Origin of the sequence: Mesorhizobium silamurunense (assembly GCF_014843825.1) — a bacterium.
In the GTDB taxonomy this organism is placed as follows: Bacteria; Pseudomonadota; Alphaproteobacteria; order Rhizobiales; family Rhizobiaceae; genus Mesorhizobium; species Mesorhizobium silamurunense.
This window is the reverse complement of the sequence record NZ_JHQR01000039.1, coordinates 1-8345: the sequence shown is the minus strand read 5'-3', so window position 1 is coordinate 8345 and position 8345 is coordinate 1. Positions and strand designations below refer to the sequence as shown.

Sequence of the window (8345 nt, the reverse complement as noted above, 5' to 3'; positions counted from 1 at the left end):
CAGGGCAAGGTCGGCCCCCGCATTTTCGGCACCTCGCCCGGCACCTACGGCGCCGGCGTCGAGGAATTGCTGTCGCGCGGCGAATGGGGCGCGCGTGAGGAGATCGGCCGTGCCTATCTCGACGCCACCTCGCATGCCTATGGCGGCGCCGACGGCGAAGCGGTCTCGGCGCCCGGCGCCTTCGAGGGCCGCATCGCCGAAGCGGAGCTGCTCGTCCATACCGGCGACGACCCTGGCCGCGACATCCTCGAAGGCTCGGCCGATGTCGCCTTCATAATCGGCGGGTTTTCGGCGGCGCTCGCCGAGCTCGGCCGGAATGCCGACGTCATCGTGCTCGACACGACCGATCCGAAGAAGCCCAAGCCGCGCTCTGTCAGCGAAGCGGTAGCTAGAGTGGTGCGGGCGCGCGCCGTCAATCCGCGGTTCATCGCCGGCCAGATGCGCCACGGCCCGCGCGGCGCATCGGAATTCGCCGAGACGGTCGACCGTCTCGTCGGCTTTGCCGAGACCACCCACGCCATATCGGGCGCGCTGATCGAGGCCGTGCATGACGCCTATCTTGGCGACGCGGAAGTCCGCGCCTTCCTCCTGCGCGAGAATCCGGCTGCGGCAAAGGTCATTGCCGAGCGGTTCCTCTCGGCGCGGCGGCGCGGCCTCTGGCACCCGCTGCGCAATTCCATTGACGACGACCTCGCCGCCTTGATCGCCGAGGCCCAGGCAAGCGGGGTGGCGGCATGAACGCGTTCTCGCGCCGCGGCGCCTGCCCTGCCCTCAGCGCGCCGATGCAGACCGGCGACGGGCTGCTGGTGCGGCTCAATCCGGTCGCTGGAGGACTTACGCCGAAGTCGCTGATCGGACTCTGCGAATCCGCCTTGCGCCACGGCAACGGCATCATGGAGGTGACTGCGCGCGCCAGCCTGCAGATCCGCGGCCTGACACCGGAAAGCGCGCGGCTGCTGGTGGCGGAAGTCGATACGCTGGGCATCGCGGTGCGCAGCGGCGTGCCCGTTGAGACTGGGCCGCTGGCAGGCATCGACCCGCAGGAGATCGCCGACCCGCGACCGCTGGCTGAGCGGATCCGGGCCGCGATTGAAGAGGCAGGGCTGACGGCAAGGCTGGGGCCAAAAGTGTCGGTGGTTGTCGACGGCGGTGGGCAACTGACGTTGGATGCGGTCACGGCCGATGTGCGGCTGAAGGCGGTGCAGGCCAACGGCGAGGTTTTCTGGCGCGTGTCGGCTAGCGGTAATGGCCGGAGTGCGAAGGCGCTCACAACGGTCGATGCCGATGCTGCCCGCGACATCGCGGTGGCTGCGCTTAGGATGGTCGCAGAAAAAGGCCGAGAGGCGCATACGCGCGATTTGTCGGAGCGGCAGTTGGCGTCTCTCGCAGGCTGGCGTTCCTTCGCGCCCCCCTCTGTCCTGCCGGACATCTCCCCCACAAGGGGGGAGATCAGCAGCTTCGTCGCCGGCTCTTCACTTTCGGCGTTGGAAATTGGCGAAACCGGCGGCGCCGGCCTGATCTCCCCCCAAGTGGGCCTTGTGGGGGAGATGTCCGGCAGGACAGAGGGGGGCGCCGTAGAGCGGCCTCGCCCGCCGATTGGCCTTTTCGACTTGAACACCGGCCATGCCCTCGGCCTCGGCCTGCCCTTCGGTAGCATGCCGGCACAGAGTCTCATCGAGCTTGCCACAAAGGCGTCGGAACTTGGCGTAACCGAAATCCGCCTAGCACCCGGCCGCGCCCTGCTCTTTCTCGGCCTCGCCGCCTATCCCAATCTCCAATCCTCCGCCGCCGCCCTCGGCTTTGTCACCTCCCCCACTGACCCGCGCACCCGCATCGCCGCCTGTCCCGGCACGCCGGCCTGCGCCTCCGGCCGCATCGCCACCCGCGCCATCGCCGAGACGATCGCGACCGAAAGCGCCGACCTCCTTGACACCTCGCTCACGCTCCACATTTCCGGCTGCGCCAAGGGCTGCGCGCATCCCGGCCCGGCGACACTGACCCTGGTCGGCGACGAAAACGGAGCCGGACTTGTCGTGGACGGGACGGCAAAGGCCCTTCCTGCCGGATACAGGCCGGGCTATGACGCCGCGCGCGGGGTCGGCGGCATCCTTGCCGCGGTGCGCGCGCAAAGACATCAGGGCGAAACCGTTGCCGCCTGCCTGGCAAGGCTTGCCGGCGTCGCCGAACTCTATCGACGGAACTAAGGAATGGCCGCCTACGACTATATCCATGACGGGATGGCGATCTACGAGCGCTCTTTCGCCATCATCCGCGCCGAGGCGGACCTGTCGCGCTTCTCCGAGGCCGAAGCCGATGTCGCGATCCGCATGATCCATGCCTGCGGTCAGGTCGAGGCCGCAGGCCATTTCGTCTTCTCCAGCAATTTCGTTGCCGCCGCCCGGACCGCGCTTGCCACCGGCGCGCCGATCTTCTGCGATGCCGAGATGGTCGCTCATGGCGTCACCCGCGCGCGGCTGCCGGCCGGCAATGAGGTGATCTGCACGCTGCGCGATCCGCGCACGGCCGAGATCGCCAAGACGATCGGCAACACGCGCTCCGCCGCAGCGATCGACCTCTGGGGCGAGCGCATGGCCGGGTCGGTCGTGGCCATCGGCAACGCGCCGACCGCGCTCTTCTATCTGCTGGAAAAATTGCGCGACGGCGCGCCGAAGCCGGCGGCGATCATCGGCATGCCGGTCGGCTTCGTCGGAGCCGCCGAATCCAAGGACGCGCTGGCGGAGAATTCCTATGGCGTGCCCTACGCCATCGTGCGCGGCAGGCTGGGCGGCAGTGCCATGACGGCCGCAGCGCTCAACGCATTGGCGAGGCCGGGCCTGTGAACGCGATTGCGAAAGGCCGTCTCGTCGGCGTCGGAACCGGCCCAGGCGATCCGGAGCTTCTGACGCTGAAGGCCGCGCGGGCATTAGCTGAAGCGAATGTCGTCGCCTATTTCGCCAAGCGCGGCAACAACAGCAATGCGCGCGCCATCGTCGAGGCGCGCTTTCGCCCGGACATGATCGAGCTGCCGCTGCTCTATCCGGTGACGACGGAGATCGACAAGGATCACGACGATTACCGCTCGCAGATCGCCGATTTCTACGAGCAGTCGGCCGAACAGGTCGCCGGGCATCTCGGCGCCGGCAGAACCGTGGCTGTGCTGTCGGAGGGAGATCCGCTCTTCTACGGCTCCTACATGCACCTGCATGTGCGCCTGGCGCACCGGTTCCCGACCGAGGTCATTCCCGGCGTCACCGCCATGTCCGGCTGCTGGTCGGCTACGGGCCTGCCGATCGTGCAGGGCGACGACGTGCTCACCGTGCTTCCGGGCACGATGAGCGAGTTCGAGCTGACGCGACGCTTGGCCGACACCGATGCCGCGGTCATCATGAAGGTCGGCCGCAACCTGCCGAAAATCCGCCGTGCGCTGGAAGCGACCGGCAAGCTGGCGAAGGCCGTCTATGTCGAGCGCGGCACCATGCCGGGCAGCGTCTCGATGCGGCTTGCGGAAAAGCCGGACGACAAGGCGCCCTATTTCGCCATCGTGCTGGTCGCCGGCTGGTCCGCCCGGCCGGGAGCCAAGGTATGAGCGGCCGCCTCACAGTCATCGGTCTCGGCCCCGGCAATGCCGACCAGGTCACGCCGCAGGCGAGCCGCGCCGTGGCCGAGGCCTCCTTCTTCTTTGGCTACAAGCCCTATCTCGACCGGCTCGAGCTGCGGTCGGATCAGACCCGCATCGCCTCGGACAACCGCGAGGAGCTGGCCCGCTCGAACGAGGCGCTGGCCAAGGCCGCCGAAGGGCACAACGTCGCGGTCGTTTCCGGCGGCGATCCCGGCGTTTTCGCCATGGCCGCGGCCGTCTGCGAGGCGATCGAGGCCGGCCCGGCCGAATGGCGCGCCATCGACATTTCGGTCATTCCAGGCGTAACGGCCATGCTTGCGGTCGCCGCCCGTATCGGCGCGCCGCTCGGCCATGACTTCTGCGCCATCTCGCTCTCCGACAATCTGAAGCCGTGGGACCTGATCGAGCTGCGTTTACTGGCGGCGGCCGGCGCCGGCTTCGTCATCGCGCTCTACAATCCGATCAGCAAGGCGCGCCCCTGGCAGCTCGGCCGCGCCTTCGAATGCCTCAAGGCGATCCTGCCCGGCACCACGCCGGTGATTTTCGGCCGCGCCGCCGGCCGGCCCGACGAGCGCATCGAGGTGTATCTTCTGGCGGATGCAGATGCGGAAAAGGCCGACATGGCAACCTGCATCATCATCGGCTCGCCCGAGACCCGGATCATCAAGCGCGGCGAACGACCCGCGCTGGTCTATACGCCGCGTTCGGCAACGGGCTCGAAAAGATGATCGACCATTGCAGCCAGTTGATCGACGGATTCAGCCGAGGGGACGTCCGGCAAGGGCGGCCGCCGCACCATGATCACCTCGATGCCGAGCGCCCGCGCCGCGGCGATCTTGCCATAGGTCGCGTCACCACCGCTGTTCTTCGAGACGACGGCATCGATACCGTATTTTTCGAGCAGCGCCCGTTCGTCCGGTTCCGGAAACGGCCCGCGTGCCAACAGGTAGAGCGCATCGGGCACCGCGAGCTTCGGCTCTACCGGATCAACGCTGCGGATCAGATAACGGTGCTGCGGGGCGACTTCGAAGGCGCCTGCCTCCTGCCGGCCGATCGCGAGGAAAACGCGACGCGGTGGCGTGCCAAGAGCCCGCGCCGCTTCCGGGACATTGTCGACCAGCGTCCAGCGATCACCTGCGACAGGCTCCCAACCGGGACGCCGCAGCGCAAGGATCGGCACGCCGGATTGCCTTACCGCTTCAGCGGCGTTGGTCGAGATGTGCGCCGCGTAAGGATGCGTGGCGTCGATCACCAGGTGGATGCGTTCTTGGCGGAGATAGGTCGCCAGTCCTTCCGCGCCGCCGAAGCCGCCGGTGCGCACGGGCACGCCTTGCGCGACCGGACTTTCGGTGCGGCCGGCCAGCGACAGCGTGATCGAAAAATCCTGGCGACAGGCCAGCTTTCCCGCCAGCTGCCGGGCCTCCGTGGTTCCGCCGAGGATAAGAATATTCGTCATGAGCACCATGATGCGCAGCGCCTGCGCTGCCCCTCACCCTTACCCTCTCCCGTTAAGGACGGGGAGAGGGGGAGGCCGGCGCTGCAGCCAACCACCTTCTCCCCGTCACTATACGGGGAGAAGGTGCCGGCAGGCGGATGAGGGGCGGCGCGGCATGTCAAAAAACAAGCAGCCAAAACCTCAATGGCTCATCATCGTCGGCATCGGCGAGGACGGGGTAGCGGGTCTCGGCGACGAGGCCAAGCGCCGGATCGGCGAGGCCGAAGTCATCTTCGGCGGCAAGCGGCACCTCGCGCTTGTCGCGCCCTTGGTCAAAGGTGAAACTCGGCAATGGCCAACGCCGTTCGATACCGAGATGCGCGAGGTGCTGGCGCTGAAAGGCAAAAACGTCTGCGTGCTTGCCTCCGGCGACCCGTTCTTCCATGGCGTCGGCGTCACCCTGGCGCGCAAGGTGAAGCCGGACCAAATGATGGTTCTTCCGGCCCCATCGTCGCTGTCATTGGCAGCCTCCCGCCTCGGCTGGGCGCTGCAGGATGTCGAAACCATCTCGCTGCATGGCCATTCGATCGACCTGGTCCGGCCCCTGCTCCACCCCAGCGCGCGCATCCTTGCACTGACGTCCGACGGCGACGCCCCGGCGGCCATCGCCCGGTTGCTCGACGAGCTCGGCTTCGGCCCTTCGCGATTGACGGTCCTCGAAGCGCTCGGCGGTCCCGACGAAACGCGCCGCGCCGCCCGCGCCGACAGCTTCGATCTTAAAGACATCAACCCACTCAACGTGCTGGCGCTCGAAATTGAGCAGACGCCGGATGCGCGCGTCCTGCCTTTGACCGTTGGCCTAGCCGATCATCTCTTCGAACATGACGGCCAGATCACCAAGCGCGAGATCCGCGCCATGACGCTCTCGTCGCTTGCGCCCAGGCGCGGCGAGCTGCTGTGGGACATCGGCGCCGGTTCCGGCTCGATTGGTATCGAATGGATGCTGGCCCACCCTTCGATGCGGGCGATTGCCATCGAAGCCGATAGCGAGCGCGCCGCCCGCATCGCCCGAAATGCCGGGCATTGCGGCGTGCCCGGCCTTGTCGTGATCGAGGGCTCGGCGCCGAAGGCGTTGGCCAAACTGGAGACGCCAGACGCGATCTTTATCGGCGGCGGCGGCAGCGATGCCGGCGTGCTGGAGAAGGCGTTCAAGGCGCTGCGTCCCGGCGGCCGGCTGGTCGCCAATGCGGTAACGCTGGAGATGGAGACGCTCCTCCTCGACCAGCACACCAGGCGGGGCGGCGACCTCACCCGCATCGCGCTTTCCCGCGCGGCGCCGGTCGGGTCCATGCAGGCCTGGCGTCCGGCGATGCCTGTCACGCAGTGGAGTTGGGTAAAGCCATGATGATCGCGGGCATCGGCAGCCGGAAAGGCGTGACGGCGCGCGACGTGCGCGCCGCGATCGAAACCGCGCTCGAAGCGCATGGGCTGGCAATGGCCGCGCTTTCGGCGCTGGCGACCGGCGAAATCAAGCGCGACGAGGAAGCAATCTTCCTCGCAGGTCGTGACCTCTCGCTTCCGGTGATCGTCGTCACCGACCATGCATTGCAGGCCGCGTCCGCAGGCACGATCAGCCGATCCGAAGAGTCGCAGGCGCATGCCGGCACGCCGTCGGTTTCGGAAGCGTCGGCCCTGGCCGCGGCCGGAAAAGATGCAAAACTGCTCGGGCCGCGCACCGTTCTCGGCCCGGTGACCTGCGCCATCGCTCTCGGTGGAGGCACTGCGTGACCGTTCATTTCATCGGCGCCGGCCCGGGCGCGGCCGACCTCATCACCTTGCGCGGCAGCCGGCTGCTGGCGTCCTGCCCCGTGTGTCTCTATGCCGGCTCGATCGTCGCGCCGGAATTGCTCGAACATTGCGCGCCCGGCACCAAGCTGATCGACACCGCGCCGATGTCGCTCGACGAGATCGAGGCCGAATATGTCGGCGCCTACAAGGCCGGCCAGGATGTCGCGCGGCTGCATTCCGGCGACCTTTCCGTCTGGAGCGCGGTGGCCGAACAGATCCGGCGGCTGGAAAAGCACAACATCCCCTATACGCTGACGCCAGGCGTGCCTTCCTTTGCGGCGGCAGCGGCAGCGCTTCGCCGCGAGCTCACCATTCCCGAGCTCGCGCAAAGCCTGGTGCTGACCCGTGTCTCCGGCCGCGCCTCGAAAATGCCGCCGGGCGAAACGCTCGCCGCCTTCGGCCGCACCGGCGCGACGCTCGCCATTCACCTAGCCATCCATGCCATCGACCGTGTCGTTGCCGATTTAACGCCTCTCTACGGCGCCGAGTGCCCGGTAGCGGTCGTCTTCCGCGCCTCTTGGCCGGATGAGCGCATCCTGACCGGCACGCTGGGCACGATCGAAGCGCAGCTTGCCGAAAATCCGATGGAGCGCACGGCGATCATCTTCGTCGGCAGCGCCTTGGCCGCTCAGGATTTCGGCGAAAGCTCACTTTACGACGCCCACTACCAGCGGCGTTTTCGCGGACGGGACGGATTGTGACCGATAACGCCAACAGAAACGGACGGGCCACGGTGGATCAGGCGCTGGCGCGGCTGAACTTCAAGCCGCGCACGCTCGAGCCCGGTCATGTCTGGCTGGCCGGCGCCGGCCCGGGCGATCCTGGCTGCCTGACGCTGGAGGTGCTGGCGGCGCTCGGGCAGTGCGATGCGCTGGTCTATGACGCGCTGGTCTCGCCGGATGTCGTGGCGGTCGCCGACGGCGCCGAGCTTTTCTACGCCGGAAAGCGCGGCGGCCAGCCTTCGATGAAGCAGGACGACATCAACGCCTTGCTCGTGCGGCTGGCGCGCGAGGGCCGCCGTGTCGTGCGCCTCAAAGGCGGCGACCCCTATATTTTCGGCCGGGGCGGCGAAGAAGCTTTGGCGCTCGCGCACGAAAACATTCCGTTCCGCGTTCTCTCCGGCCTCACCTCCGGTCTGAGCGCCTTGGCCGCCAACGGCATCCCCGCCACCATGCGCGGCATCAACAAGGCGGTCATCCTCGCCACTGGCCACGCGGCAGGCACAGATGACGATATCGACTGGGCGGCGATCGCGCGCACCGGCCAGCCGGTCGTCGTCTATATGGGCATGGCCAATCTGCCGGTGATTGCCGCCGCCCTGCTCAAAGGAGGCCTCGCGCCCACGACCCCGGCGGCGGTGATCGTTGCGGCGACCACGCCGCAGGAGCGCATCGTCGTCGCCACGCTCGCGACAATCGCCGAGGAGGCCGCAGCCGCCGGGCT

The 8345-nt window shown here is 67.8% G+C and carries 10 protein-coding genes; 9 read left to right on the top strand and 1 reads right to left on the bottom strand.

Features of this window, described 5'->3' with window-relative positions:
* From DH10_RS03815 to DH10_RS03795, 5 genes are all read left to right on the top strand, one after another.
* Positions 1–738 (top strand): cobaltochelatase subunit CobN (locus DH10_RS03815; RefSeq protein WP_192384236.1); only part of this gene is annotated, 738 nt, incomplete at its 5' end.
* Complete coding sequence (gene cobG / locus DH10_RS03810; protein ID WP_192245429.1) at positions 735–2204, top strand: precorrin-3B synthase; 1470 nt, start codon at positions 735–737, stop codon at positions 2202–2204. The genes DH10_RS03815 and cobG, both read left to right, overlap by 4 nt.
* A 3-nt stretch (positions 2205–2207) precedes the next feature.
* A complete protein-coding gene (locus DH10_RS03805) occupies positions 2208–2840 on the top strand; it encodes a precorrin-8X methylmutase (protein WP_192245431.1) in 633 nt (210 codons plus the stop codon).
* Positions 2837–3586 (top strand): precorrin-2 C(20)-methyltransferase, encoded by a 750-nt coding sequence (locus DH10_RS03800; protein ID WP_192245433.1) that lies wholly within the window; start codon positions 2837–2839, stop codon positions 3584–3586. Before DH10_RS03805 ends, DH10_RS03800 begins: the two co-directional genes overlap by 4 nt.
* A complete protein-coding gene (locus DH10_RS03795; RefSeq protein WP_192245435.1) occupies positions 3583–4347 on the top strand; it encodes a precorrin-3B C(17)-methyltransferase in 765 nt (254 codons plus the stop codon). The genes DH10_RS03800 and DH10_RS03795 overlap by 4 nt, the downstream gene beginning before the upstream one ends.
* Here the strand turns inward: DH10_RS03795 and DH10_RS03790 are convergent.
* Complete coding sequence (locus DH10_RS03790) at positions 4311–5075, bottom strand: cobalt-precorrin-6A reductase (protein WP_192245599.1); 765 nt, start codon at positions 5073–5075, stop codon at positions 4311–4313. The genes DH10_RS03795 and DH10_RS03790 overlap by 37 nt on opposite strands.
* Before the next feature lie 154 nt (positions 5076–5229).
* Between DH10_RS03790 and cbiE the strand changes: the two genes are divergently transcribed.
* The 4 genes from cbiE to cobA form a co-directional block, all read left to right on the top strand.
* Complete coding sequence (gene cbiE, locus DH10_RS03785; protein ID WP_192245437.1) at positions 5230–6459, top strand: precorrin-6y C5,15-methyltransferase (decarboxylating) subunit CbiE; 1230 nt, start codon at positions 5230–5232, stop codon at positions 6457–6459.
* Positions 6456–6842, top strand: a complete 387-nt coding sequence (locus DH10_RS03780; protein ID WP_192245439.1) for a cobalamin biosynthesis protein — start codon at positions 6456–6458, stop codon at positions 6840–6842. The genes cbiE and DH10_RS03780 overlap by 4 nt, the downstream gene beginning before the upstream one ends.
* Positions 6839–7603: a precorrin-4 C(11)-methyltransferase gene (gene cobM, locus DH10_RS03775; RefSeq protein WP_192245441.1), complete on the top strand. Its 765-nt coding sequence runs from the start codon at positions 6839–6841 to the stop codon at positions 7601–7603. Before DH10_RS03780 ends, cobM begins: the two co-directional genes overlap by 4 nt.
* A partial coding sequence (cobA, locus tag DH10_RS03770; RefSeq protein ID WP_343221461.1) for a uroporphyrinogen-III C-methyltransferase occupies positions 7600–8345 on the top strand: 746 nt, incomplete at its 3' end. The genes cobM and cobA, both read left to right, overlap by 4 nt.